General features: G+C 52.3%; 30 protein-coding genes. 19 read left to right on the forward strand and 11 right to left on the reverse strand.

Annotated elements, in window-relative coordinates:
- Window positions 1-21 precede the first annotated feature (21 nt).
- Complete coding sequence (locus BM030_RS17780) at window positions 22-861, forward strand: phosphodiester glycosidase family protein (protein WP_170845813.1); 840 nt, start codon at window positions 22-24, stop codon at window positions 859-861.
- A 20-nt stretch (window positions 862-881) separates the two neighbouring features.
- Here BM030_RS17780 and BM030_RS17785 read toward each other — a convergent pair whose 3' ends face one another.
- Genes BM030_RS17785 through BM030_RS17795 form a run of 3 tightly spaced genes read right to left on the reverse strand, consistent with a single transcriptional unit; the run spans window position 882 to window position 2,389 of the window.
- Complete coding sequence (locus tag BM030_RS17785; protein WP_090974961.1) at window positions 882-1,388, reverse strand: pyridoxamine 5'-phosphate oxidase family protein; 507 nt, start codon at window positions 1,386-1,388, stop codon at window positions 882-884.
- A gap of 55 nt (window positions 1,389-1,443) precedes the next feature.
- Window positions 1,444-1,821, reverse strand: a complete 378-nt coding sequence (gene crcB / locus BM030_RS17790; protein WP_090974991.1) for a fluoride efflux transporter CrcB — start codon at window positions 1,819-1,821, stop codon at window positions 1,444-1,446.
- A gap of 10 nt (window positions 1,822-1,831) precedes the next feature.
- Window positions 1,832-2,389, reverse strand: coding sequence for a helix-turn-helix domain-containing protein (locus tag BM030_RS17795; RefSeq protein WP_090974962.1), 558 nt, complete (start codon window positions 2,387-2,389; stop codon window positions 1,832-1,834).
- Between the two features lie 144 nt (window positions 2,390-2,533).
- Between BM030_RS17795 and BM030_RS17800 the strand changes: the two genes are divergently transcribed.
- The 13 genes from BM030_RS17800 (at window position 2,534) to BM030_RS17860 (ending at window position 16,171) form a co-directional block, all read left to right on the forward strand.
- Window positions 2,534-2,821: a YgaP family membrane protein gene (locus BM030_RS17800; RefSeq protein ID WP_090974963.1), complete on the forward strand. Its 288-nt coding sequence runs from the start codon at window positions 2,534-2,536 to the stop codon at window positions 2,819-2,821.
- Between the two features lie 45 nt (window positions 2,822-2,866).
- A complete protein-coding gene (locus tag BM030_RS17805) occupies window positions 2,867-4,405 on the forward strand; it encodes a lipopolysaccharide biosynthesis protein (RefSeq protein WP_090974964.1) in 1,539 nt (512 codons plus the stop codon).
- Window positions 4,398-5,345 (forward strand): glycosyltransferase family 2 protein, encoded by a 948-nt coding sequence (locus BM030_RS17810; protein ID WP_090974965.1) that lies wholly within the window; start codon window positions 4,398-4,400, stop codon window positions 5,343-5,345. The genes BM030_RS17805 and BM030_RS17810 overlap by 8 nt, the downstream gene beginning before the upstream one ends.
- A complete protein-coding gene (locus BM030_RS17815) occupies window positions 5,346-6,413 on the forward strand; it encodes a glycosyltransferase family 4 protein (RefSeq protein WP_090974966.1) in 1,068 nt (355 codons plus the stop codon).
- Window positions 6,410-7,615 (forward strand): glycosyltransferase family 4 protein, encoded by a 1,206-nt coding sequence (locus BM030_RS17820; protein WP_090974967.1) that lies wholly within the window; start codon window positions 6,410-6,412, stop codon window positions 7,613-7,615. Before BM030_RS17815 ends, BM030_RS17820 begins: the two co-directional genes overlap by 4 nt.
- Window positions 7,602-8,789 (forward strand): O-antigen ligase family protein, encoded by a 1,188-nt coding sequence (locus BM030_RS17825; RefSeq protein WP_090974968.1) that lies wholly within the window; start codon window positions 7,602-7,604, stop codon window positions 8,787-8,789. The genes BM030_RS17820 and BM030_RS17825 overlap by 14 nt, the downstream gene beginning before the upstream one ends.
- Window positions 8,774-9,799 carry a glycosyltransferase family 4 protein gene (locus BM030_RS17830; RefSeq protein WP_090974969.1) on the forward strand — a complete coding sequence of 342 codons (1,026 nt, stop codon included), beginning with the start codon at window positions 8,774-8,776 and terminating at the stop codon, window positions 9,797-9,799. The genes BM030_RS17825 and BM030_RS17830 overlap by 16 nt, the downstream gene beginning before the upstream one ends.
- A complete protein-coding gene (locus tag BM030_RS17835; protein ID WP_090974970.1) occupies window positions 9,786-11,339 on the forward strand; it encodes a right-handed parallel beta-helix repeat-containing protein in 1,554 nt (517 codons plus the stop codon). The genes BM030_RS17830 and BM030_RS17835 overlap by 14 nt, the downstream gene beginning before the upstream one ends.
- On the forward strand, window positions 11,339-12,268 hold the full coding sequence (locus BM030_RS17840) for a glycosyltransferase family 2 protein (protein WP_090974971.1): 930 nt from the start codon (window positions 11,339-11,341) through the stop codon (window positions 12,266-12,268). The genes BM030_RS17835 and BM030_RS17840 overlap by 1 nt, the downstream gene beginning before the upstream one ends.
- 155 nt (window positions 12,269-12,423) lie before the next feature.
- Window positions 12,424-13,134, forward strand: a complete 711-nt coding sequence (locus BM030_RS17845) for a sugar transferase (RefSeq protein WP_090974972.1) — start codon at window positions 12,424-12,426, stop codon at window positions 13,132-13,134.
- 92 nt (window positions 13,135-13,226) lie between these two features.
- Complete coding sequence (locus BM030_RS17850) at window positions 13,227-14,192, forward strand: LuxR C-terminal-related transcriptional regulator (protein WP_090974973.1); 966 nt, start codon at window positions 13,227-13,229, stop codon at window positions 14,190-14,192.
- A 118-nt stretch (window positions 14,193-14,310) separates the two neighbouring features.
- A complete protein-coding gene (locus BM030_RS17855) occupies window positions 14,311-14,904 on the forward strand; it encodes an NADPH-dependent FMN reductase (protein ID WP_090974974.1) in 594 nt (197 codons plus the stop codon).
- Between the two features lie 4 nt (window positions 14,905-14,908).
- A complete protein-coding gene (locus BM030_RS17860; RefSeq protein WP_090974975.1) occupies window positions 14,909-16,171 on the forward strand; it encodes an MFS transporter in 1,263 nt (420 codons plus the stop codon).
- 10 nt (window positions 16,172-16,181) lie between these two features.
- On the opposite strand, the gene BM030_RS17865 is transcribed toward BM030_RS17860, so the two are convergent.
- The 5 genes from BM030_RS17865 to BM030_RS17885 form a co-directional block, all read right to left on the reverse strand.
- Window positions 16,182-16,910 carry an SDR family oxidoreductase gene (locus BM030_RS17865; protein WP_211657654.1) on the reverse strand — a complete coding sequence of 243 codons (729 nt, stop codon included), beginning with the start codon at window positions 16,908-16,910 and terminating at the stop codon, window positions 16,182-16,184.
- 19 nt (window positions 16,911-16,929) lie between these two features.
- On the reverse strand, window positions 16,930-17,913 hold the full coding sequence (locus BM030_RS17870) for a glycosyltransferase family 4 protein (protein ID WP_090974976.1): 984 nt from the start codon (window positions 17,911-17,913) through the stop codon (window positions 16,930-16,932).
- Window positions 17,897-19,051: a glycosyltransferase family 9 protein gene (locus tag BM030_RS17875; protein WP_090974977.1), complete on the reverse strand. Its 1,155-nt coding sequence runs from the start codon at window positions 19,049-19,051 to the stop codon at window positions 17,897-17,899. The genes BM030_RS17870 and BM030_RS17875 overlap by 17 nt, the downstream gene beginning before the upstream one ends.
- 23 nt (window positions 19,052-19,074) lie before the next feature.
- The gene (locus BM030_RS17880; protein ID WP_090974978.1) at window positions 19,075-19,518 is read right to left on the reverse strand and encodes a YbhB/YbcL family Raf kinase inhibitor-like protein; all 444 of its coding nucleotides are present in this window, start codon (window positions 19,516-19,518) and stop codon (window positions 19,075-19,077) included.
- Between the two features lie 131 nt (window positions 19,519-19,649).
- Window positions 19,650-20,642 (reverse strand): glycosyltransferase, encoded by a 993-nt coding sequence (locus tag BM030_RS17885; protein WP_090974979.1) that lies wholly within the window; start codon window positions 20,640-20,642, stop codon window positions 19,650-19,652.
- 346 nt (window positions 20,643-20,988) lie between these two features.
- On the opposite strand from BM030_RS17885, the gene BM030_RS17890 reads away from it, so the two are divergent.
- Window positions 20,989-21,402 carry a hypothetical protein gene (locus BM030_RS17890; protein ID WP_090974980.1) on the forward strand — a complete coding sequence of 138 codons (414 nt, stop codon included), beginning with the start codon at window positions 20,989-20,991 and terminating at the stop codon, window positions 21,400-21,402.
- 166 nt (window positions 21,403-21,568) lie between these two features.
- Here the strand turns inward: BM030_RS17890 and BM030_RS17895 are convergent, their stop codons facing one another.
- Genes BM030_RS17895 through BM030_RS17905 form a run of 3 tightly spaced genes read right to left on the reverse strand, consistent with a single transcriptional unit; the run spans window position 21,569 to window position 23,871 of the window.
- On the reverse strand, window positions 21,569-22,279 hold the full coding sequence (locus BM030_RS17895; RefSeq protein ID WP_090974981.1) for a hypothetical protein: 711 nt from the start codon (window positions 22,277-22,279) through the stop codon (window positions 21,569-21,571).
- A gap of 18 nt (window positions 22,280-22,297) precedes the next feature.
- Window positions 22,298-22,804 (reverse strand): PIN domain-containing protein, encoded by a 507-nt coding sequence (locus BM030_RS17900; RefSeq protein WP_090974982.1) that lies wholly within the window; start codon window positions 22,802-22,804, stop codon window positions 22,298-22,300.
- Between the two features lie 8 nt (window positions 22,805-22,812).
- A complete protein-coding gene (locus tag BM030_RS17905; RefSeq protein ID WP_090974983.1) occupies window positions 22,813-23,871 on the reverse strand; it encodes a helix-turn-helix domain-containing protein in 1,059 nt (352 codons plus the stop codon).
- 289 nt (window positions 23,872-24,160) lie between these two features.
- On the opposite strand from BM030_RS17905, the gene BM030_RS17910 reads away from it, so the two are divergent.
- The 4 genes from BM030_RS17910 (at window position 24,161) to BM030_RS17925 (ending at window position 26,372) form a co-directional block, all read left to right on the forward strand.
- Window positions 24,161-24,430: a hypothetical protein gene (locus BM030_RS17910; protein ID WP_090974984.1), complete on the forward strand. Its 270-nt coding sequence runs from the start codon at window positions 24,161-24,163 to the stop codon at window positions 24,428-24,430.
- 7 nt (window positions 24,431-24,437) lie between these two features.
- Complete coding sequence (locus BM030_RS17915) at window positions 24,438-25,457, forward strand: CBASS cGAMP-activated phospholipase (RefSeq protein WP_090974985.1); 1,020 nt, start codon at window positions 24,438-24,440, stop codon at window positions 25,455-25,457.
- A gap of 1 nt (window position 25,458) precedes the next feature.
- Window positions 25,459-25,848, forward strand: a complete 390-nt coding sequence (locus BM030_RS17920; RefSeq protein ID WP_090974986.1) for a cyclic GMP-AMP synthase DncV-like nucleotidyltransferase — start codon at window positions 25,459-25,461, stop codon at window positions 25,846-25,848.
- 65 nt (window positions 25,849-25,913) lie between these two features.
- Window positions 25,914-26,372, forward strand: a complete 459-nt coding sequence (locus BM030_RS17925) for a hypothetical protein (protein WP_090974987.1) — start codon at window positions 25,914-25,916, stop codon at window positions 26,370-26,372.
- Window positions 26,373-26,532: the final 160 nt, after the last annotated feature.

Consider the following 26,532-nt stretch of genomic DNA (forward strand, 5'->3'; position numbering starts at 1 on the left):
GGCTTTGCTAACTTTGGGCCCATGAAGAAAACTATCCCCGCAGTCTTTATCAGCATTTTGTGGCTTATCCACCCGGCGTTTGCACAATCGCTGGATTCCATCGCCGTAGTGACGAAAAACTGGAAGACCACATCCATCGGAAAAGGTATCGTATGGAAACATGGACATTTTGAGCAGTTGTTCGGTAGTCACCAAGACATAAACCTGGTGGAAATCGACCTGAAGAAATACCGCAAAAAAATACGCATCGCCGCCGACTCTGTCCGGTTGGACAGTGCCTCGCAAATGGCAACGGCACACGGGGCGGTGGTGGCCATCAACGGGGGGTTCTTTGATATGAAAAACGGTGGGTCGGTTGATTTTGTGAAGGTGGATCATCAGGTGATCAACCGCACGAAGAAACCAACCGACAGGGCGGATGCGGTGTTGCTGATTTCCGGGAAAAAGACGGAAATCAGGTCGGCCGCTTCGGTGGATTACGAGCGCAATAAGGTGCCCAATGTGCTGCTGTCGGGCCCGCTGTTGATGCAAAATGGGTATGCGGTGGCGCTGGCGGCCAATCCGTTCAATGATAACCGGCATCCACGTAGTGCCGTTGCCGTTACGGCAGACCGAAAGTTGATTTTTATGGTCGTAGACGGCCGCAACAAGCATGCCGCGGGCATGAACCTCACCGAGCTCACTAAACTGCTGGACTGGCTGGGTGCTGATGATGCGATGAATCTGGACGGTGGGGGAAGCAGCACCTTATTCGTGAAAGGGGCAACGGAAACCGGCGTTGTTAACCACCCTTCCGATAATAAGCAATTTGATCATTTCGGCCAGCGCCCCGTGGCCAGTATCATTTACGTGGCCGACTGATCCAATGGGATCCAGTGGGCTTATAAATCGAGGTCGCCTTGCCGGCCGATATCCAGTTGCGCGCCGGAAACGGCGGTGGCAGCCATTTTGAGGAACGTGACCAGTTTGTTGGTTTTATTGTCCCAGTAATGCGCTTCTTGGGGAACGACTTCCAGCACGCGGATGCGGGGGTCTTCACGGCCTTGCTCAAACCAAGATTCCAGCATCTTGCTCCAGTAGCTGTCGATACGTGACTGGTCTTGCGAGATATTGCCATATCCGTTTATGCTGAGAAAATTATATCCCTTAATGTCGGAATACAGCAAACTCAGCTTATTATGCTGCTGTAGATGCGCATGGGTGTCGCTTTCTGAAGAGAACAGGAACCAAATATGCCCGTTTTCATCCACTTCCTGCCGACTCATCGGTACGGCGTGCGGATAATCGCTTTCCGGAACGAAGGTGCACAACATGCCGATTTCGGTTTTATCCACCATATCCTTCAATTTCCCGATGGCTTCTTCGCGTTGCAAATTTTCCGTGCTCATAGCTGTCAATGTAATGGTCCTATCGAACTAACCGACCACGGGGGTGTTTTGTTTGTTATATTCCACGGCTTACCCACATGCCGGCCCAAACGAGTGCGACACCGAGCACCACACTCAGCAGGGTGTAGGCAATGGCCAAGGAAGCCTGCTGGTTTTGAAGCAATACCAGGTTTTCATGGGCAAATGTGGAAAAGGTGGTATAGCCGCCGCAGAAACCGGTAATGAGCAGAAACCGCAGGTTGCCGCCGGCATAGGGCGATTGGTTAAATATGCCTAGCAATAGGCCGATGAGAAAGCAGCCAGATAGGTTTACAAGCAGGGTGGGCAGGGGGAACGAGCCGCACAGGTGCCGTGCGGTAAGCACCGACACCAGAAAGCGGAGCATGCTGCCCACGGCACCGCCAACACCTACTGCAATGATTTGTTTGAGCATGGCATAAGCGTTATAACTGATCAATGGGCCTGCGCAGGTTGATGCCTAATTTTTTGAAGGCAGAAGGAGTGAGGCCGGTTACTTTTTTGAACTGCGCCGAGAGGTAGGCCACGCTGCTATACCCCAGCCGGTAGGCGATTTCGCTCAGCGTGAGTTCGTTGTAAGACAGCAATTCTTTTACTTTTTCGATTCGTTGCAGGATGACATACTGTTCAATGGTGATACCTTCTTTCTCTGAAAATAGCTTGCTTAGCTGGGAGTATTCTTTGTTGAGCTCCCCCGGCAGCACGTCGGTGAAGGGAAAATGATGGTTTTCCTGCTCGTGGATGTGATGGATAACGATGGACTTGATTTTTTCGACAAGCTGCTGCTGCTGGTCGTCCAATACTTCAAAGCCCAGGGCGGTCAGCCGTCGGTGCAGATCGGCATCCTGCTCGGGGGTTAAGGGCTGTGCAACCACCACCTCACCAAGCCGGACATCCAGCGGACGGATGCCCATGGCGGAAAAAACCTGCGAAACGGCTTGGATGCAGCGGGGGCATACCATATTTTTGATGGCGATTTTCATCCAGTCATTATTATTATCTTGTTTGTTGCATAGGCAGGGCTACGCCCTCCTGCATGGCCATACAAAGGTAATCAAAACCAAATGCAAAACCGGTTGTTTGTATAGTGTTTCAACGATATAAGTGTAACAATAAGCTTAAAATACATGAATACAAAAACGAAAGAAATCTTAGACGACGTAAAAGATCGGCTGATGGATGCCGCGGAACATCGTAACATTGCCAACTCGGAACGATTGCTTTCCGTAGGTGCAGGTGCTTTTATTCTCTATACCGGCATCACCTGCCTGTTTAAATCGCCGCTTTCGGCGTTGGCGGAAATAACTGCAGGCGGCTTCCTGCTGTTGCGCGGTGCCACCGGCTATTGCCCGGTTAAGGACTCGGTATGCCCGAACGATGGTGTAACGCTTGCGGACCGGCACATGGAGGGATAGGGATGTTTGGCCGGTAGGCATTTTTGCCCGATATTAGCTGGCTATATGCATCATCCCAACACGGCTAAACGCGTCTTTTCCGGCTCGCTGTGGGGCATCCTGGCCAAAATTCTGGATGCGCTGGCGAAGTTTGTGACCATACCGCTGCTGGTAGGGTTTTACGGCAAGGGCGACTACGGGCTTATCGCCTTGGCGTTTTCGCTGAATGCTTACCTTCGGTTGATGGATTTGGGGTTCAACGTCGGGGCGGTGCGGTATTTTTCGATGTGGACGGCCGAGGGAGCGTGGGATAAAATCGGCGCGGTCTCCCGTTCGAGCATGGTGTTTTACGGGATTGTCGGCCTGGCCAACGCGGCTATTTTCCTGGTCATGGCTGCCCATGGGCAGCAGCTGTTCAGCCTAACGGATGCGCAGGTGCCATTGTACCGGCAGATCATGTATATCCTGTCGGTTTCTACGGTGCTTACCTGGCTTTCCAGCGTGGTCATCCAGTTGCTGAGCGCACGCGACGAACTCGGATTTGTAAACCGGATAACCGTAGTAAGCAGCATCCTGAATTTTGCCGTGGCGCTGCTGGCCGTCCACCTGAACTGGTCGCTCATTACCTACTTTGCCGTTTACACGCTTACCACACTGCTGCCAATCCCGTTTTACGTGAGGCGGCTGTGGGTGTTTCCCATACCCCGGCGGTCGTTGCTGGCATTCCGGTGGCATGGCAGTGCCTTCCGCGAGATACTGGCGTATAGCCTGGCCATTTTTGCGATGGGCATATTCCAACTGACGGCCAACAACCTACGTCCGCTGCTGTTGGGCAGGTTTGCAGACGGTGTAGCGGTGCTTACCGATTACCGGGTTATCCAAACCATTGCCATGCTCATCGTGGCTTTCGGTGGTGTGTTTATGCAGGTGTTGCTGCCCTCGGCATCGAAGGCCTACGCCGAAGGCAACCAAGCGCGTATTGAGCGCATGGTGTTTGAAGCCACGAAGTATATTTCTCTGTTTTTGGGTTTTATGGTGTTTGTGCTCATCCTGAATGCCCAGGATATTCTGCAGTTGTACATGGGCGAAGCATACGGCGGCCTGTGGCTATGGTTGTCCCTGTGGTTACTCACGGTGTTGCTGCACATGCACAACACGCCGGTGGCAAGCCTGGTGCTCTCTACCGGAAAAACACGGTTTCTGGTGTATTCATCGGCCATTGCCTGTACCGTTTCCTTACCCGTTACTGTGGTCTTTGCAGAAAGCCTGGGGGTGGGGGCGGCCGTGGTAGGGTATTTGGCTTATATGGTACTGCAGATTGGTTTTTATTACGTTTACTATATCCCCAGGGTACTGCGGTTAAATGGTGGCCGGTTGTTTTTCGGGGCATTCTTGCCCGCGGTGGTGGGAGGGGCGCTGGCGCTGCTTATCAGCCACTATGTGATCGGCTGGCTGGCCCTGCCGGGCGGATATGGCACGGTTATCGCCCGCTCGGTTATATTTGCGCTGTTGTATATTGCATACCTCCGGGCCTTTGTGGTTACAATGGCAGATATTCAATACCTGACACAAACGCTTATGCGGAAAGGAAAAGGAAATGCCTAAATTCTCGGTCTGCATTCCGGCTTATAAGGGCCGGTTTCTGGGGGAGTGCATCCAAAGCATCCTTGGCCAGACGTATGCGGATTTTGAGCTGATTGTGCTCAACGATTGCTCACCGGAACCGATTGCACAGCTTGTGGCTTCGTTTGCAGACAGCCGCATCCGCTACCAAGAGAACGCGGCCAACGTAGGCGGCGTGCGGCTTACAGACAACTGGAATACATGCCTGAGCCTGGCGCAGGGCGAATATATCGTGGTGATGGGGGATGACGACCGTATGGAACGCGATTTCCTGGAAGCGTTTGTCGAGCTCATGGACCGTTACCCCGGGTTGGATGTATACCATTGCCGCAGTCTGGTAATTGACGAAGCGGGGAACCCGCAGCTGCTGACACCGGCCTGCCCAGCGTTTGAACGGGTGTGCGACAGCATCTGGCACCGCCTGAACCAGTGGCGGTCGCAGTACATATCGGATTTCGTGTACCGCACGGAGGCGCTGCGCAGCAAGGGCGGCTTCTATCCGCTGCCGCTGGCCTGGGGATCTGATGATATCACCGCGTACACTGCGGCAGTGCAGAAGGGGGTAGCCCATACCAACAGGCCGGTGTTTAACTACCGGAGCAACGGCCTGTCCATCACCTCGTCGGGCAATGAACTGGAAAAGATGCAGGCCAACTTGGGATACGAACGGTGGCTGCGTGCCTTCCTGGAGCAGCATGTGCCGCACCCGTCTGAAGCGGTGGTGTACCGCACGCTGGTAAGTCAGCAGGCGGCGCTTATGCGCCAACGCAAGCGGTATACGATGGCCCTGTCTATGCGGAGCGGCTTGCCGGCCAAGTGCTGGATGTGGCTTAAGCACCGGCGTCGGTTCGGCCTTACGTTGACCGACATTGCCGTAGCGGCAGCGAAATCACGTGGATTGCGGAAAAAATTAGCGTATTAGATGGACATTGTTTTCAATCCTCCGGTCAATGCAGAAAACCAGTACGTCCGGATACTGGTGGACGGGCTGCGTGCCAAAGGCTACCGCATACATCCGTTGGATACGATTTTTTCCGGCGTCAGCCATTTCCGGTCGATCCGGCTGGTGCACCTCAATTGGTTTGAGGTGGTCGAAGGCCGCACCTTTTTCGCGGCGTTACGGAGTTTTCTACGCAAGCTGACGGTACTGGTAGCTATAAAGCTCAGCGGCAAGCCGCTGGTCTGGACCATGCATAACCGTGCGTCGCACGGCGGCCGGTGGGGGTTCTTCAGCCGCATCATTACCCGACTACTGGTACGCTGGGCCGACCGCATCGTTATCCATGTACGGCAGTCGGCCAGTTTGCTCGCGGCATATGGCGCGCGAGTGCCAAAGAAAGCGGTATATGTGCCCCACCCGCACTTCATCGGGGTGTACGGCGATGCATGGCCCCCGGCATGGCGTGCCGATGGCCGGCTGCATTTGCTTTTTGTGGGCATGGTGAAGCCTTACAAGAACCTGGAGCTACTGATGGATGTGGTGGAAACTTTCGGTTCCCGTGTGCAACTGACCGTTGCCGGGAAAGCAGCGGATAAACGTTATGAGCGGCAGGTGGCGGAGCGGGCCAGCCGGGCGGGAAATGTACAGTTGTTGCCCGGGTTTATCCCTGACAGCGAGATGGCAGCGCGGCTGGCCGGAGCCGACGCCCTGGCCCTGCCGTATGATATGGACAGTAGCCTTAACTCGGGAACGGTACTCCTGGCATTTTCGTATAAACGCACGGTGATTTGCCCCGACATCGGAACCATCGGTGATCTGGGGCGTTGCCGCGGCGAAGTGTTTCATTATACGTATACCAATGCGGAGGAACACCGCGTGGCATTGCAACAGCAGATCGAACGGGCGGCGATGGCCAAGGAGATGGATCCCACCGCCCTGCAACGGATGGGGGAGCACCTGTTTGATTACGTAGCTGAAACCTGCGACCCGCGGGCCGTGGGTGAGGAGCTGGACAAGGTATACCGGATGTTAATACGGAGGGCTACATGAAAATCTTATATATCAACGCGCTTTACAGTCCTCATGTGGCCGGAGGTGCCGAAATATCGCTTAAGTTGATTGTGGAGGGAATGCAGGCCAAGGGGCACGATGTAGTGGTGCTGAGCCTGGTGCCTGAAGGGGGCTTAAGCAGTGATTGGGTGGATGGCGTGAAGGTATACCGCGTGGGACTGGAAAACCGGTATTGGCCGTTTACGGAACAACGTCCGGACAAGATGAGCCGGCTGGCCTGGCACCTTACCGACAGGTACAATGCGGCCATGGGATCGGTTGTGGGCGAGGTGATCCGGCTGGAGCGGCCCACGGCAGTGTCTTGCCATAACCTGGTGGGGTGGTCCATCGCAGTATGGGATGAGGTAGCCCGCGCGGGATTGCCTATGGTGCAGGTGCTGCACGACATGTACCTGCTATGTGCAAACAGCAACATGTACAAAGGCGGGATGCCGTGTACACGCCGCTGCTTCAGCTGCCGAATGCTGCGCTACCGCCACCGGCCGTCGTCTGCCCGGGTACAGGCTGTGGTAGGCATCAGCCGCAGTATACTGGACCGGTTTGAGGCGTACGGCTATTTCCCCGGGGTGCCCCGGCATGTCATCCATAACGCCCGCGCAGTGCCGGAAGGCAGGCCCGCGCGTGCACGGAACGATGGCGACCCGCTGACCGTGGGGTATATCGGTACGTTGGCGCCCATCAAGGGGGTGGCGTGGCTGATAGATGCATTCAAAAAGACCGGTGTTGAGGGCCGGTTGCGTATCGCCGGACGGGGAAAGGCAGGCGATGTGGAACATTTCAAGGCGCTGGCAGCGGGCGACCCCCGCATCGACTTCGTGGGCTACGTGGCCCCCCAGGAGTTTTACCGGGATATCGATGTGCTGGTGGTCCCCTCGCTGTGGGAGGAGCCGCTCGGGATGGTAGCCGTGGAAGGACTGGCAAACCATTTGCCCGTGGTGGCCAGCCACCGGGGCGGACTCAAGGAATCCGTTAAGGATGGCCATAACGGTATCCTTTGCGATCCGGACAACCCGGATTCCCTTGGCCATGCACTGGCGGCGCTGTGGAAGGATGCCGCGTTGTATAACCGGCTGGCCACTGCGGCGCGGCCCTCAGTGGCCGAATACCTTAGCGTGGAGCGCATGGTAAACGCATATGAAAATGTATTACATACCTTAACGGCGGGAGATGCAGTTACCTAAGATCATCATAAATCACCGCGCCACCTTTTGCGAGGCACTGTTCTGCGTGAGCTTGCTGGCGATTTTTTTGCCGCTGAAGGTTTATCCTGCATTGTTCTTGCTGGCGGCGCTGTGTTTCTTCTGGGATACGCCCCGGCTACTGCGGCACTACTGGGTGTTTTTCTTGTCGGTCTTCATGGCTTATGCCGCCATAGTGTTTCTCGTGGACCTACCGGAGGGACCGCGGGAGAGGACCAACTTCCTCAAGTTGCCCGTTAACTTTCTGTTCTTGTACAGCGCGGCGGGGTGGCTCACGCAGCGCGACAATGTCCGCCTGTTGCGATGGGTAGACGGGACGCTGCATGTAGCACTGGCGCTTACCCTGCTCCAGTTGCTGGTATATCACCACGCAGCGGGGTTTCAGTGGGTAGGGGGGGTGCCCAGCTCGGCAAAGGGCAGTGCGCTGTACCGCCCGGAGCTCTACTTCTGGGGGTTGGACGACAAAAATATGTTCGGTGCTCGCATTGCGCTGCTGGGCTTCGCCTACATCCTGCTGCCCGTGGTGCGGCGGCAGGCTATCGTGGGATGGCGTATTGCGCTGGTGCTGTTGCTGGCGTGGCTTTCGTTGTCGCGCACGCCCATGGTGGCGCTGTTTATCGGTGTTTTTTGCCTGTTGTGGGCAGCGGCCACGTCGCGCTGGCGCATTGCCTTGGGGGCTGCGGCGCTGGCGGTATTGCCATTGCTGGCCCATAAGGTGGTCAGAATCGGGCAGATTACGGCTTCTAACGACGGTATGGGGGTACGGCTGGTATACTGGAAAGCGTTCTTTGAGCACTTTACGGCCATTTCGCCGCTGGGCAATGGCTTCATGGCAGGAGGCGACTTCCTTGCCCGGCATGCGGCATTTTACCACGGCGAACCGCACATCCATAATACGTTCTTGAGCTGTTACCTCGACTTTGGTATCATCGGCATTCTTTCTTATGTGCTGTTTTTGGTTTATTTTTACCGATTCTGCTGCCAGCATCAACCCAACCGCGTATTTTGGTGGGTAGCGGGAATCCCCTTGCTGGCCATTATGATGATTTTATACTCGGGGTATGACAATGATATTATCGTTTACCTTACACTCGCGCTGCTGCTGGGCAGCGGCCGCCCGATGGCAATGAAACCTTTAAAATGGAGGATCGCCTGATGGGGATACGGGTATTGATAGATGGGCGCTGGGATGGCGATACGGGTATCGGCAGGTTGTACCGGGAGGTAATGGCGCGCAGGCCGCAGGAAGTTATGCCGACGTTCGTAAAGAGCCGGATGGGGCTGGGTAACCTGTTGACGCCGTGGATGCTGGCGCGGGAGATTCGCCGTACGCCGGCCGATGTGTTCTATAGCCCCTCGTTCATGCCGCCGCTGGATAGCCGTATGCCGTTTGTGTTTACCATACACGACCTCATGCACCTGTTTTATTACACCCCGATGCACCGACTGTATTACAAAACGGTGATTGCACGGCTGGCGGCGAAGGCCCGGAACGTAATCACCGTGTCGCATTACAGCAAGGGGCAACTGGTGGAATTGCTCGGTATTGATGAACGAAGGATTACGGTAATCTACAACGGGGTGGATGATGCCTACCATAGGAATACGAGGCGCCACGAGGCCGGACGACCTTATTTTTTCTATGTGGGCAACCGGCGGAAGAACAAAAACCTGCCGGCCATGCTTACGGCTTTTGCGCGGGCAGCCATCCCCTTGGATTTTATGTTTTTTCTCTCCGGCCATCCGGACGAAGTACTGGTTAAACTTATCCGGCAACTGGGTATCGGAGAGCGTGTGCGGTTTTTGGGACGGATACCGGAAGGCGACCTCCCTGCATATTACAAAGGGGCGTTTGCCACTTGCTTCGTTTCGCTGATGGAAGGGTTCGGATTGCCGGTAATTGAGTCAATGGCATCGGGCACGCCGGTGCTTACCGCTACGGCGGGCTCTTTACCTGAAATCGCCGGGGGTGCGGCGTTATGTGTAGACCCGCTGGACAGTGCCGCTATCGCGGGCGGAATGGAACGCCTGGTAAACGATAGCCGATATTATCGGCAATTGCAGGAGCAAGGCCCCGAACGGGCGGCGCGGTTTTCGTGGGGCGAGACCGCTGCCCAAACTTGGAAGGTGATATTGGATAAACATCCACACGATGAAGGTACTTGATTTACGTAATGCACTGATAATAGGTGGAACCGCACTCGCTTGGGCCTGCGGAACGGCCACAATGCCGCACCAGGCGGAAACCGGCACCGCGGAAGCGGGACGCCGTATTGACGTGCGCCGATACGGTGCGAAAGGGGATGGCAAGACCGACGACAGCAAGGCCATCCAGGCGGCGCTGGATAGTGCTTCGACGGGCGATACCGTGTATGTGCCGAAGGGGACCTACAGGGTGCGCACCATCCGGTTGGTGGCTAATGTACATCTGGTGGCGGACGGGCTGCTGAAACAGCCCCAGGACTTGGCGGGGCAGTTTACAGTTGAAAAACAGCACTCTGATGCACCGCTTTTCCGCGCGCACCGCATATCCAATGTCTACCTTTCATTCCGTGCGGAAACAGTGAACGAAGCCGTATATGCATCGCAGTGCAGGAACCTGACGATAGCAGACAGCCACCTTGTGGGCGACAGCACCAACAGCCGCTCTTTCGCGGGGATATTGTGGTACGATTGTTCGGCATGTAAAGTCACCGGCACGGCCGTTACCCGGTATGGCAGCGCTCGCACATCGCCTAAGACATACCTTCGCGGTACTGCCATCCGCGTGCTGTCCAGCAATGGAGTAACCATTGCCGGTAACGAGTTGAGTTACAACGGCGAAAACGGTATCTTTATCCACGACAGCGGCGACGTGGAAATTGATGGCAACCGCATCCACCACAATGGCATGAGCGGCATACAGATAGCCTTTAATGCAGCGGAGCGCGTGAACAACTACCGGGTAACGAACAACCGCCTGGAATATAACGCAGCCGATGCCGTGGACATCAACAACCGTGCGCACGGCGAGGTGATGGCCATCAATGCGCTGATTGCCGGAAACTATAGCCGGCAGAATGGTTTCGTGAACGGAGAATCTACCCCCGATGGCTCGGGCATCGCTACACTGATAGGTATTTCGGATGTGATACTCAGCGGAAACCGGGCCTTCGGCAACAACCGCCCAGCGGTATACATGGAAGGATGCGGTACGCTGATAGCCAACCGAAACGTAACTGACGGTGAGTTTGAACTGGTAGGGCAGTGGGATGATGTACAATTGCAGCACAACGTATTCCGGGCGCTGCGCCTGTTGGCCAATGCCCGCGGAAAGGTGCTGGACATGCGTGCGAATGAAGTGGGGCAGCTGATGCTGCCGAACGGCATCCGTATCGATTCGCTGCGCATGCTGGAGAACCAGATAAAAAGCGGCCCGGTGAACATCAATATGGAGGGCTACCTCAAATTTGAAGGAAACCGGTTGACCAGCAACCACGATGCGGGGGCATTGCTGCTGGTAAACGTGCAGGGTGCTTCGCTATTGGGCAATCATGTCACAAACAGGAAAAATGCAGCCATCACGGTGCGGAACACCGCAAGCCGTGTCACCATTGATAGTAATGTTGTGACGTCTGGCGGCGCCTGGCTCCATGATTTGGGGGCACCGGGCATAACGATAAAACGAAACCGCGTGCATGAACATGCGGAAGTAAAGGAACAGTGATGACGGTAAACCTGTACATCCCGACGTTGAACGGCGGAACGCGGTTCATTGACCTCCTGGACGCGTTGGCGTCGCAGTCGCTGCAGCCCCAGCGATGTGTGGCGATCGATTCAGGATCTACTGACGGTACGCCGGAGCGCGCACAAGCGGCGGGCTTTGAAGTTATCCGCATAGCCAAGGGGGCTTTTGACCATGGGGGGACGCGACAGCAGGCGATAGACGCCTGGCCCGACGCCGATATCTATGTGTTGCTCACGCAGGACGCCGTTCCTGCCGATGCAGAGGCGCTGGCGCGTATAACAGCCGCGTTTGCCGATCCGGAAATCGGTGTTGCCTATGGACGGCAGCTGCCGCACCGCGGCGCTGCATTGCAGGAAACCCACGCCCGCCTGTTCAATTATCCCGCCCGGTCCGCGATACGCGGTATGGAGGATGCCGGCCGGTATGGCATCAGAACGATCTCCTGCTCCAATTCTTTTGCTGCCTATCGGCGCAAGGCTCTGCAAAGTGTGGGGGGCTTTCCCCTCGGCACCATTATGGGCGAGGATGTGATCACGGCCGGAAAGCTGTTGCTCAACGGTTGGAAACTTGCCTATGTGAGCGAAGCTTGCGTAAACCACTCGCACAACTACCGCATCCGGGAGGAGTTTGAACGCTATTTTGATATCGGTGTGTTCCACAGCGATAACCGCTGGATATTCGAGTCGTTCGGCAGGGCCGACGGCGAAGGAGCCCGTTACGCCTGGTCCGAACTGCGCTACGTGGGGCGCCGAAACCCCTTGCTGCTGCCCCGTGTGTGTTGTTCGTTTGCCGCTAAATGGTTGGGGTACAAGCTCGGACTGGCCTACCGTAAACTACCCGGTAACCTCCGGAAATCATTCTCCATGTACAAGGGATATTGGGGTAAGCGGCAAATAGCCAGCCCCTAATTGTGGAATTTTTCCCCACTTCTGCCTGCAAGCCATTCGACACAAAGACGCTTAAGGACGGTATAATGGGCATATTTGCCGTTTTTCACGAATATGGCACTTGTTTGGCATTCTTGCCTGTGTATTTAGGTGCTAATTTTTAAGTGCTAAGAGCTATGGTAAGAGAGAATCAAATTCAGCAGATAGCGTATAAAGTTGATAACAGCCTATACGACTTCATCACCTACCAACCGATGTTGCGGGTGGATCTCCAGTTCGTGAAAAAGCGGTTGCTGGTTTATCAGGAGACAGTGTTTATCAAGCGGATGTTTGACATCTTGTTTTCGGCTACCGTCATCCTTACGGGGCTGCCGGTATACCTGTTGCTCATGCTGATTACGAAAGTCACGTCGAAAGGCCCGGTATTTTACAAGCAGGAACGTATCGGCAAAGATCAGAAGCCGTTTTACATCTACAAATTCAGGAGCATGCGCGTGGATGCCGAGAAGGATGGACCGCAGTTGGCATCTGACGACGACCCGCGGATTACCAAATGGGGAAAGTTCATGCGCAAAACCCACCTGGATGAACTGCCCCAGTTCTGGAACGTGCTAAAGGGCGATATGGCGATTGTAGGTCCGCGCCCTGAGCGGAGGCATTTTATCGAAGAAATAAAATCCCGGAAACCCGAATACATGCAGCTGTTCCGGCTGAAACCCGGCATCACCTCCATTGGGCAGGTATATTACGGCTACGCCGAAAACATCAATCAGCTCTGCGAACGGGTAAATTACGATCTGAATTACCTGGATACCATGAGCCTGAAAACCGACCTGGGTATCATTGCTCAAACGGTGAAGGTAATGGCGCAGGGCAAGGGCAAATGACCAAGGTGTAATCAGTGAACGGTTAACCTTAACCAAAAAAAGGATGATGGCAAAAGAATCGTTATGTTTGCATCGGTTCGGATTTGTTCGTGATGACAGACAAGGATTACTTTGCCAATTTATATGAAATAGCCCGCCATTTGAACCGGGAGTTTTCCCTGCATGCAGCGTTGCGTAAATCACTGGAGAAAACGGTGGAACTGCTGGGTTTGGAAACCGGATGGATTTGGCTGGTACAGCCGGATGTGAAGTCGGTTTACCTCGCGGCGTCCTACAACCTGCCTCCCGCTTTGCATAACCATCCCGAGCGGCTGTCAGGGTGGTGCTATTGTATACAGCAATATTTGTTAGACGACATTACTGAAGCCCGGAATATCAGCGAAATCCGTTGCACCCGCCTAAAAGATGTGAAAATAGGCACGCGCGACCTGAAGTTCCACGCCACCATTCCTATCCGGGCGGATGGCCATAAGATCGGGCTGCTAAACCTGGTGAGTGCAGAAAGTCAGCAGTTGGACGATAAACAGCTGTTTACGTTGGATACGGTGGGCAATATCATCGGCTCAGCCGTCCAGCGGATGCGCCTGCATGAAGCCTATGGAACACGGCCCGGTTCGTCGAACACCAATGCCCTGCTTGATGTGCTGAATGATGTGTTTAAACCGAAATTGGAAGCGCTGCATGCGACGCTGCAAGATTCGCAAGAATACCACCTAAGCGGAGAGCAAGCCGCTATTGAACGGAATCTCCGCATTGCGGTGGATCAGGCAGACCAGCTGTTGCGGACGTTAGACACGGTCATCAGCGAATCCGGCCAACGGCAGGCCAACCCCGCCGGGGCGCATCAGCTGCATTATCCGGCTACCTTGTCTGGCCGGGAACTCGAAGTGCTGGCCTTGGTTAAGCAGGGGCACACGAACAAACAAATCGCCGATCGTTTGTTTATTTCAGAGCGCACGGTGAAATTTCACCTGACATCCATTCTTGCAAAGCTCCACGCCAGTACGCGCACAGAGGCCGTCAATACCGCGCTGCAACGCGGGCTTGTCGGAAATTAGCATCGCCAGATACACCCGGAATCTGGCCTGCCTGTACCATCGTACAGGACGATTTCTGTGCTTTAGTACGTTTTTTATCGACCTTTTTGCCAAGATATTTGTCCCAAAGAACAGAAAAATGAAGATAGCTATATTATTGGGTAGCGTGCGGCAAGGCCGCCGGTCTCACAGGATTGCACATTATTTAGAAACGGTGCTTGCCAAGCAAGCCGTCCGGACCGACTTGATTGATTTAGGCACCGATAGCTTGCCCATATACGGGCAGGACGAAGCGCGCCATAGGCAGGCGATATCGGATATAGGGAAACGCCTGGAAATGGCCGATGCGCTGCTGCTGGTTACACCCGAATACCACGGGAGTTTTTCAGGAGCGCTGAAGAATGCGCTGGATTACTTCTGGGCCGAGTTTCAGCGTAAGCCCATCGGTGTTGTGGCGGTTTCTTCCGGCAGGCTCGGCGGCATTAATGCCAGCAACCAATTGCAGCAGGTCGTCCTTAGCTTGGGAGGCGTAGCCTTGCCGGTTAAATGGGTTGTTCCCGAAATTCAAAACGCATTTGACGAGGATGGCCGTTTGCAGGACGGGACAATAGCTATACGTGCGGAAAAATTCGTGACCGAATACTTATGGTATGCCGATGCCATTTATCAGAAAAAATCGGCTGCGCAACATGTAACAAAGGGCAACGGGGAAACGTCCTTAATTGACGAATAAAGCCATGGATTCAAAAACAGTAACTCCCTTTACCGGCTACCAGAAAATGGTGGTCATCATCTTAGCGCTCACGCAGTTTACCGTTGTTCTGGATTTTATGATTATGTCACCGCTGGGCGATATCCTGATGAAATCGTTGCACCTGGCGCCCTCGCAGTTTGGGCTGGCGGTATCGGCATACGCCTTCAGTGCGGGGTTTTCGGGTTTCTTAACGGCCGGCTTTTCCGACAGGTTTGACCGTAAAAAGCTGCTGCTTTTTTTCTACGTTGGGTTCATTGGCGGTACGGTGCTGTGCGGCATTGCACATACCTATTGGTTTTTGATGGTAGCGCGCATCGTCACCGGGCTATTCGGCGGGGTCATTGGCTCAATATCCATGGCTATCGTGGCCGACTTGTTTGCCTTGCAACAGCGGGGCCGGGTGATGGCGTTTGTGCAGATGGCTTTCGGCGCCAGCCAGGTGTTGGGCATCCCGATTGGTCTGTACATCGCTAATGGCTGGGGATGGGAAGCACCTTTCCTGATGGTGGCCGCGCTGGGCTTGGCAATAACCCTGGCTATTGTGTTTTACCTGCGGCCCATCAATGCGCATCTGGGCGTAAAGAATGAAAAATCAGCTTTCCGGCACCTGTTGCATACGCTGGCAAAGCGCGACTACCGAATCGGGTTTACGGCTACGGCACTGCTCTCCGTCGGGGGCTTTATGATGATGCCGTTCGGCAGCGCGTTTGCCATCAATAATTTAGGTATCACTGAACAGCAACTGCCGCTTTTGTTTATGGTGTCTGGCGTAAGCACGTTGGTGATCATGCCGTTTTTGGGCCGATTGAGTGACAAAATAGATAAGTATAAACTCTTTACCGCGGCCTCCGTCTGGATGATGGCCATGTGTATCTGGTATACGCACCTGTCTGTCACGCCGCTATGGGCGGCGATGGTATTCAACATCCTGCTGATGGCGGGGGTGACTGGTAGGATGGTGCCCTCTTCGGCGCTTGTGAGTGCAGTGCCTGCATTGAAAGACCGGGGAGCGTTCATGAGCATCAACGCGTCATTGCAACAGTTGGCGGGCGGCGTGGCGGCGGCGCTGGCCGGTAAGATAGTGGTGCAGGAAACCAACTTCAGTCCGCTGCAGCATTACGATACCGTGGGATATGCGGTAGTAGCCATTTCCGTATTGGGATTGTTGTTGATGTATCGCGTAGACCGCGTGGTAAAACGCGTAGCCAGCCAGCCTGCTGTGCCCGAACAACAGTCGGCAGGCTGAGGCCGGCAGGCTAAGGCCACGACGTCTCGCGCATGGGCAGGACCATGATTTCCGGAATGACCGTTTCATCGGGCTGTGAGAGTACATAACGGACGGTATCGGCTACGTTGGCCGGATCCTGCAGTAAATTCGTATCAATGTCAGGAAAGCGTTCCAACAGGAATGGGGTTTTCATGCCACCAGCAATAACAGCGGTTACCTTGATGTTTTCCTTCCGCCCTTCTACATGCAAGGCGTGGCTGAAGCCCAGCAGCCCCCATTTGCTGGCATGGTAAGGGGAGGCGTTGGCCCATGCGCGTTTGCTGGCCGTAGATACGATATTGACGATATGCCCGCGACCGTTTTTCTTCAGGTAAGGAAACGCTGTTTTTGATACCAGAAACGGTCCCCGGAGGTTAACGCTCATCACGCGGTCCCACTCTTCCACGCTGAGTTCTTCAATGGATTTCGTGTAGTCTACCCCTGCGTTGTTGATGACCACGTCAAGCCGTCCGAATTCCGATACGGCTTGGTCCATGACGTCCCGTATGTGCGCATCGTCGCTGACGTCCATGACATAGCCCTTGGCGTTGCAGCCCGCCTCGCGCAGGGCTTCAGCTGTTTCGTCCAGATCCGCCTCGTTGATGTCGGTTAAAATAATCGCTGCACCATCGTCAGACAGCTTTTTGCAGATGGCAGCGCCAAGGCCCCGGCCGGCGCCGGTAACCAGTACCACTTTATCAGTTAATGCACTCATCATGTATACGTTATGTTGCTTACTAATTAATTAATGTCTTAGAACGGTTAGCCGTGACCTGGCGGAAAGCCTCCAGCCAATCCTGCGCGAAGCGTGAAATATTGAATTTTTGCAGGGCCGCCGTTCGCGCGCCCTCCCCGAGCCGTGCGGCCAATGCAGGATCGGCCAGCAGCTGCTGCATATGGGCGATGAGCGGGCGCGTATCCGTATGGATGAACCCCGAAACACCGTTTTCTATGGTCACTGCCATTTCTGTGGTGGCCAGGCCGACTACCGGGAGCCCCACTTGCATGGCCTCGCATACCGCCAATCCGAGGCTGGTATACCGGATGGGATTGAAGAAAAATCGGTATTCAGCGATAAATTCCGGAAGCTTATCGGGCGGGATCTCGCCCAGCCCGCCAACCTCTTCGGCACCCATGCCCACCAAATCAAGCGGTACATGCTCCCGCATTTCCTGGAAAATATCCAATCCCAACCGCCGTCCCCGTGTTGCAATATTATTGATAACCACCACGCCCTTCCGCTTGTGCCCGGTATACCGCACATTAGGCGGGATAACCACCCCGTGTTCGATGACCGTTGTCGGCGTGCGGTTGTTATCCCACATCAACCTGTTGAAATGGGTTACATGCACCAGCAGCATATCCGGGTCGTCCACCGGATGCCGCGTATCCGTGGGCACTTCCCGTGGCGGATCGTGCTCCAGGTAGATGCGAGGCAACTCCCGCTGCGCGGGGCTGAGCAGCTCATATTGGTCTTCCAGGTAATTCGTTCTGGACTGGAACAGGATCACGTCGAATGCCATATGCTTCACGTCGTCGGCATCCACTTCATGGACATTCGGGCCCCAGTTGAAGGCACCCGATCGTCCGCCATAACCCGATGGCCTGCCGGGCTTGACGGGTATGTAAAACTGGCAGGGAACCTGTGTGAGGTAGTACAGGTAATTGCCGTGGACATGCCAGGTTAATACGTTAAGTGATGTATCAGGGTGTACTTGCATGATCGGTGGTGTTACTGCTATAATGATTGTTGCTGCTTACCGTAGATGTTGGCGGCAATAGCTCTTCGGCCCGTACGGTTACCTCCGTTACGGTGATGTCGTTTATGAATGAAAAACGATGATCACAATCCGGCATTTTCGGTTCAAAAGGGTGCGGCGAGTTGGGTACCGTTCCGCATTGGGGGCACTCCATGGTCCATGAGATTACCGGCCGGTGATTGCGCAGCATCACCGGCCCCCAATTGATAAGGTTGGGCGCCCAAAAGAGACCCACCGTTTTGGCACCTACCGCCCGCGCCAGGTGCAGCGGCCCGGTATCGTTGGAAATCACCAGCACGCTGCCCGCCAGTACGGCACCGAGGCCACCGAGGGATAGCTGGGTACAGGCGTGTGCTTCTTGACGCATCTGCATGCCAGACAAGATATCGGCGATTGCGGTATTTTCTTCTTCGTTGCCGGTGAAAAGTACAGTATATCCCTTGCGGGCCATTACGTCGCCCAGAGCGGTGAACTTTTCCGCCGGCCAGCGCCGCCGGATGTCCTGCGCTCCGGAATGAAGTACTACATAGGGCTTTCTGACGGCAAAACTGGAGAGTACCTGCCGCGCTTCTTCCCAATCGGTTTCCAGCAGGCGGACTTCCGGTTCCAGCTTTACTGGAGGTGCCCCGACGGACGCAACTGCCTCCAAGTAGCGCAGCGTTTCGTTCTGGTAATAATAATACGGGATACCCTTATCAATAGGGGCGGCTTCCGGACAGGTATGCCCTACCGTGATCCGCGCGCCCAGTTGGTTAATGAACGCATTAGACGCGATGCCTCTGCCCTGAAAGTGGATGGCCAAGTCGAACCCTTCTTCGCGCATGGCTGCAAAGAACTGCTGCAACTCATCAGCATCGGGCCATATCCCTGGTTCTTCACGGATATTTTTACAAACGGGAACCACCACCACCCGGTCTACGGGGGTACGGCTTCCCCGGAGGAAATCGGCATGCCAGGGTTTGCCGAGCAGTACAAGTTCCGCTTTGGGATAAGCCGCCTTAACGGCGGTTATGGCCGGCAATGCAACGATGAAGTCGCCCAGTCCATTAGCGCGCAGGATGGCGATTTTCCGGATGTTTTTCATTAACGGTAGATCCATCAGTATCGGTCAACACTTGCCAGTTAACTTTGTTTGCATGTTCCTATCAAGGTGGCCGTTTCCAGCAGGTGCCCCTGCATGGCATTGAGTACCTCATCAGGTTCGGATTCCGGAGGGAGGTCCAGCATGGTGTCCAGCGCGTACAGCCGGAACCAGTAATGGTGCGTGCCGGAGAAGTATTTGGGGCAGGGGCCTTCATATCCGAAAGTATGGTTATTGCATAATCCTTCGGTGCCGCCCGCCGGAACGGTTCCTTCCGCGACGGAGGTGGTGGCAGGAGGGATGTTGAATACATGCCAATGCCGCCAAGGTGCAGGGGTGGCGTCAACGTCTTCCACTATCAGGACGAGGCTTTTGGCCGCTGAGGGGACATAATGGAAGGTAAAAGGGGGGCTGATGTTTAATCCCATGCAGGTATAGCGCACGGGGATTTCCTGGTCGTTTTCAAATGTGCTGGTTATTTCCATATTCGTGCTAACAACGCGATGCACAAATGGTTGGCAGCAACGCATGTAAAATTTGATCGGCCTTGGCCTTCAAACCACGAATATGCCCAGTGTGGAACGGAGGCAGCTAGATAACACGCGGCGTCTGCAAATCAGTCGTAAAACGACTTTTCGAATGACGCAAATTCCCCACGTTTCAGTACCAAACGCGTAAATCCGGCATAGAGGAAGCCTACACCATAGCCGATAAGTTGCACATAGCTTGTTAGGATGGCGAGTAAGCCCACCCATGGGTTTCCTGTTTTTAGGCACGCATCGAAGAAGATAAAGGCGGCGTGGGTAAATATGGGCAGTAAAAAGTATGGCGATACCAGCAGCGCCAGCACCAACAGGACGACAACGCCAACGGTAAAAACCGCTGGGGCCGTATGCACAACCTTGAGCGATTGTGGATGCCGCTTGTAAAGGTTAATTCTTGCGACGCCGGAATTAAAAACCTGCCTGAAAAAACGCTGTAGATTCGTGCGGCGCCGATGATAGACATAGGCATCCTTTATCAGTTGGGTACGGAATCCCGCTTTGGCGATCCGTAGGCTCATGTCGATATCCTCGCCAAATCGCATCGGCGAAAACCCTCCGGTTTTTGCAAACACCTCACGGGAAAACCCCATGTTAAAGCTTCGCGGCTGGAATTTTCCCAATTTCTCGCTTCCGCCGCGGATGCCGCCGGTGGTGAAGAAAGAAGTCATGGAATAATTGATTGCTTTTTGAAGAGGCGTGAAATCGTCGCGGGCTTGGTCTGGTCCGCCAAAGGCATCGGTATATCGCGCAGCGAGGCGCTGACGCACTGCAGCTACGTATTGAGGCGGCAATATGCAATCCGAGTCCAAAAAAATAAGGTAATCACCAGTAGCCATGCGGCACCCCACATTCCGCGTTAACCCAGGGCCAGAATTGTCTTTATACACATACTTGATGTTCAATCGGTCACGATAAACGTTAACCTCTTGCTCACAGGTGTCCTGCGACCCATCTTCAACAATGACAACCTCAATGGCAGCATCGGTTTGATGAACAAGGCTTTCCAGCAACGAACGGACTTCCAGGGGTCTATTGAAAACCGGGATGATAATAGAGATATTCATGCCAGATTTTTGGGCTAAGCGGTGTATGTCATATAGATATTCGCAATTCGGCATTATTTAAAAAGCCATCCAACCGGATGGCTTTTGTTTATTTTTTCTTCATCAAAGTCTGCAAATCTTCCGTTTTCCCAGCCCCCGAAATCAGTAACTGATTTGACAAACGTTTCAGTTGCAATTGTTACTTTGCAAATATAAGCGTTTTTGATAGTTTTCCATATGATTTGAACGTAATTACAGCATTTCGCTTTAATGTAGCCTCGGCGGGTTTGCAGAGCGAAAAGGGATGGTCTACCTTATCACCACCTTTGCAGTTCAGGGTTGAAGTTCCTGGAACAGTCCAATAACGTTGCCTGCCGGGTCGCTAAACCTGGCGAAGATACCTAGGGCAGGATCGGTGGTCGGCGATCCGGCCTTGGTGGTCAACACCATCGAATACGAGGATAAATATGAGCGACTGCGGGGATATGGCTACCTGTTCGGCTATCCGGGTTATGCGGTAGACTTTTTCGTGGATGCCTTTCACCGTTCGGATACCAGCGGCAAACACGTGGAACGGGATTTCTTTCAGATTCCGGTATATACCCGGGATGATGGACATTTTGTGTATGCCATTCCAAAAGGGCACGTACCATCGGCAGAGCGGGACTCGGTCCTCTACCGTCGTGCTGTGCAGGTGCTTGAATCCTACCGGAAAATCCGTCCCAAGTACCTGAACCGTGACAGCACGGTCAGGGCGGCCCAGCTGCTGCGCGATTTATAGGTATCCGGCCTTGTGCCGGACGTCAACAGGAAAGGCGAAATTATATCCCTGCAACGGAAGTACATTGCTGAATTGGAGGATAAGTTGAAGCGTTTGGAGAGGGGGTAAGCGCAATTGGCAATTTCAAATTTGACAATAGGGCTGCCTTTTGGACAGCCCTTTAAAATCATAGTATTTGGCTGTTGTTGTTTTGATTAGCCTTTAAACCTGCTGATACACTACTTATTAGAGTAGTAAAAAATAGATATATACCTAAAAGCAACCCCCAAACAGCAAGCACCGTGCACGATTTCCCATATAGGCTGTCCCAATTGTACATGATGTTATTGCAAACACCGTAGACAACAAATAATAAGGGAACTATTTGGATTACCAAAATGGGGATGCCAGTTATTAAAAACTTAAATATGGCGGAGATGCAACTCTTGTCCCTTCCTTTGATATTCATAATCTCATATATCGGCCTGTAAGGAATAATCAAATGCGTGATATAGTCCAATCCGTGTGAATTTTTCGCTGGACTTCCAAATTCTGTGCGGATCAATCGGGCGAAAGCCATTTTATACGCAAGCTCTAAATCATTTCGATAGAACATTTGTTTAACATAAAACACAAATAGAATTGCAATCAAAGCGGGAATAGCTTGCCCGACCAACCTTAAATCGTTGATGCTGATACCAAGCAAGCTAATTGTAGTAGTTTCGTCTGAGGGTGATACAATTAAAAAATAAATGACCACCAAACCGAACATCCATTTGTTGTACAAATTCAATCTGGCGGAGGATTTGTTTAAAGAGTCAAAAACCCGATTTTCAAATAATCGTAAGTCTTTTTCTTCTGCCGTAGCTATAAAATTTTCAATTACGGGATTAACCATGGTGTAAGACGAGGCTAATTAATTCCATATTTTCAATCGGATATTCATTTCCTTCAACAGCACTGCGTTGTTCTGGTAGATATAATTGCTTGTCATGAGTTGCCGGAGTTTGGATGCCGCCACCGCTGGGATAACCCGGTTTTGGGCGATGAGTTCATCCAATATCCATAGCATCCCGTGGTACTCAATCGAACTCCTTTTCGCATAGTTACGCACGGCTTTATCGCTGCTAAGCACCATGGCCCCTAACTGTACAGCCAAATACAACACCGTGCAATCCATTTCAGACAAGCCCCGTGGATAACCAACCTGATGAATGGCGATACGGTCGTTGTGCTGGATGGTGTGCACCGTGAGCTTGCCCATGGACTGGTAAGCGGAAAGCAAATGTTGCTGCTCGTCGTTCAATTCGTTAAACACGTCCAATGACGTATGTACCTCGATGTCCAGCTCGAAGAACGGCACCACTAATTCCAGTAGGTGCAGGTCGATGAAAATACAGGCGTCGGTGATGGCAAGCTTCATTGTCTAACTTACATAACCAGCGATTGGCTCCTGAAATCGGAGATTTTCATATTCTTTAATGCAGCCCCTTTACTGACCGAAATAAGTTCCTCTGCCAATGCGCGATAAAGCAATTGATCAAAACGGTTGGATTGCTCCACCCCCTCGTAGGCTATCGGCTCTTCCTTTCGCCACCCCATCTGCTTCATCATATTGAAAAACTGGCTGGTGTAATGACTGTTGACAATGCCACACGCATTGGCTCGCATCAATAGGGCCTGCATGGATATACCGTATTGCTTTTTGATGTTCCCCAGTTCGTTGACCGAAAGGCGTGACCTGTGATTGCCCAATTCTTCGAGTAAAGTACTTTTGGGCAAGAGCATGGCTCCTGCAAATTGGTGGCAGAGTTTTTCTTTCTGCGTCTCGGTCAGGCTTTCATCAATTTTTAATAATAAGTGGCCCAACTCGTGAAGGAGAGTGAAACGGACGCGGTCCAGCTTATCCGCAATATTTTTATTGTAGGCGACGATGGGTATAGCATCATTGACCCAGGTCTGCATGCCATCAAAGGACACATCGGCATCAATCTCTACTACCTTGATGTGTTTGTCTTCGAAGAGCTCGGGAATGTTAAAAATCGGGCCGGTACCGAGTTCCCATGCTTGGCGAAGCTTCATTGATGCTTCTTCAACTTGTTCATGGTGGCTTACCGCGGGAAAATCTTTCAAAGGATTGGTGAATTCCTGGGCAATCCCCAAGATTTCTTCCAACTCAAGATACCGGGAAAGGTACTCGCGGGTCTGCTCGATGACTTTATGCTCCTCCTTGGCTGGCATTCTTTTGAGCTTCCTGTATTCGATAGCGCCCAACTCCACTTTCATCTCCCTGAAAAAATAGTCTGGACGTACATGGAGCACATCGCTCAACAGGGCTATTTTTTCGCTGTCTGGTATGACTTCGCCTTTTTCGTATTTGTGCAAAGCCTGTTTGGTGACTTTGTTGCCCAACGCATCGGCCAAGCCTTGCAAAGAATACCCATTAAGCAGCCGTGCTGACTTAAATCGATCTGCAAATAGTTGATTCATGATTAATTTATCCTTTTATATATGTAAGACAGATAAACTCTTAAAAGGTTTACAAATGTAGTAATAATTCCACATGTGTCAACTTAAATTGTAAATCTGTCAGACTTTGTCATGAAATTAACAAGACTGATACAGTGACATAATGGCATAATCTGAAAATATCGCTTTAAATATATATCTGGTTTACGATTTTATATTAAGGTATAATTTTTGTCAACCAACAATAGTTGGGTGTCGGTGGAGGCCGACCCTCTAAAAATAGTTTTTCAAACCAAATATTAAATTGACTATGGCAACAATTGTTACTTATGACATTCCTTCAAAACATCGGGAATTAAAAGAAAGGATGTTTAACCTGGGATATAAGGACAGTTTCCCGGATGCTAATAGGAAAATGGTTTATTTGCCAAACACAACCCTCTACCATCAGTCAAAAACAGCTGTTCAGGCGAAAGACGATGTAAAGGCAGCTTGCGTACTATTAGGCACCAAACTACAACGATGTATAAGTAGCCAATTAGGTCCGGATTGGCCAGGAATATTTGGCGAGCCATTTTAGATAGACCATGAAGGAAAAGAAACAGTTTAAAATATTGTCCATCGACGGTGGCGGGATAAGGGGACTTATCCCAGCCAAAGTCCTTGCAGATTTGGAAGAAGAACTCAAAAAAGTAGAGCCAGAAAAAAAACTTTATGAGCATTTCGACTTGATCTGTGGCACCTCCACTGGGGCTATACTGGCCATAGGAATTGCACTTGGGATTCCGACTCGGGAATTAGCCCACTTCTATGAGGAGAATGCCAAAACCATCTTTCCGAGATTCGTTTTCCGATGCTTACCGCGAAAAAGCAGGGCATTCGTCAATGCAATATACAGCAATAAGAAATTGTTGAAAAAGCTGCGAGAAGTGTACGCAAAAGCAAACGACGGCAGTGACCCACTTTTGAATGACCTGCGGACCAACGTGTGCATCCCTACTTTTAACGGAAACGACGGTGCAATCAATGTGCTTAAAACCAAACACCATCCTGAATACCGAAGGGATTTTAAAATGCCGGCTTATCATGCAGCAATGTCGAGTGCTTCGGCACCTGTATACTTCCCACCGCACTCGTTCCAATTCAAGAATGAATTCGGTGAAGGCACCAACATTAATATGATTGACGGCGGTGTATTTGCCAACAACCCTTCATTAATCGGGATATTTGAAGCCACCGACAAATTGGGTATACCGATAGCAGATATTTCTCTGCTGTCGCTCGGTACAGGCCAAGGAAAGCAAATCATCAAACGCTCGTGGAGGCCCAAGAACGTGTTTGATTGGTTATTCCCCAATCCAAAATTGGTAGACCTTGTCTTGGATACGCAGGCGCAGATTACCGAGCAATACGTCCTTTTTCTCCAGCGCGCCTTGGAAAAAACCGGGCAAGCCTTCCAATACCTGCGGATACAGCATGACATGAAGGGTGATAACATTGAACTCAATGCATCAAAGAAAAAACACATCGATAGGATGAAAGCAATCGGTGAAGAACTTTCGAAAAACAAGATGACCGAAATACTGAAATTTTTGAATACAAAATAACATGGCAGATTGCAATAATTTATTCCGACGCTACCATGGAGAAATCTCCATCGGTTCGGCCAAAAACAACAAAATGAAGGACTCAAAGGAGGGCCTTCGCAAGCGGATTAGAAAATGGTTTTCGGAAAATCATCCGGATTACAAGCCTTATTTCTACATCCAAGGTTCCTATAAAATGAAGAACGGCATCAGGACATCCGAGGACATCTGTGATTTGGATGATGGGATATATTTCTTCCGTGAGCCGGACGTATCTGCGTCAACCATCAAAGAGTGGGTGCGACAGGCAGTTGACGGTTATACGGATACGCCCCCTGAAAACAGGAAGAAATGTGTGCGCTCCATTTTTGCTGGCGACTATGAGATAGATCATCCGGTATACTTAAAATAGAGGGCCAGGAATACCAACTTGCCGTAAAAGGCATCGGATGGGAAGACAGCGACCCAAAGGCGCTGGTGGACTGGTTTGTCGAAAACAAGGATGAAGAAGGTCGGTTAGTCGGAGATGTCAAATACCTCAAAGGGTGGGCAGACGATAGGTCATTCAAAATGCCGAGTGGCTTAGCGCTGACCATATTGGCGACCAATGCCAAAAACAAAATCGTACTTAACGAACGTGACGATATTACGCTGAGGGACATATTGAAGGAAATCAAAAAAGCACTTAACGTCAAATTCGAGTGCATTGTGCCAGCGATACCCTATGACGACCTGTTTGCGGACTTCGATGAGGACCGGAAAAATAAGTTTCTTTCAGCTCTGGACGACTTTATTATTGATGCAGACAAGGCGATACGTGAAACCAACCAGTTAAGAGCAAGCCGACTTTGGCGCAAGCACCTTGGAGACCGGTTCCCATTAGGCGAGGACAACGAGGAAAATCATGCAGCGAGCAGTGCTGCAATCGGAGTGTAATCTTCCCTTAGCTAGCTACATTCAAAACTAAAGAATTCCAATCAGAATTGCTATTGCTATCCTGCTGGAATGTGGGAAACTCGGAGAGTTTTCCATATTTCAACAGGAACTCTGTCGGTGTCAACTGCCCCAGCGATGAATGTGGCCTTTCGTTATTGTA

Source organism: Parapedobacter composti (assembly GCF_900112315.1).
GTDB lineage: Bacteria > Bacteroidota > Bacteroidia > Sphingobacteriales > Sphingobacteriaceae > Parapedobacter > Parapedobacter composti.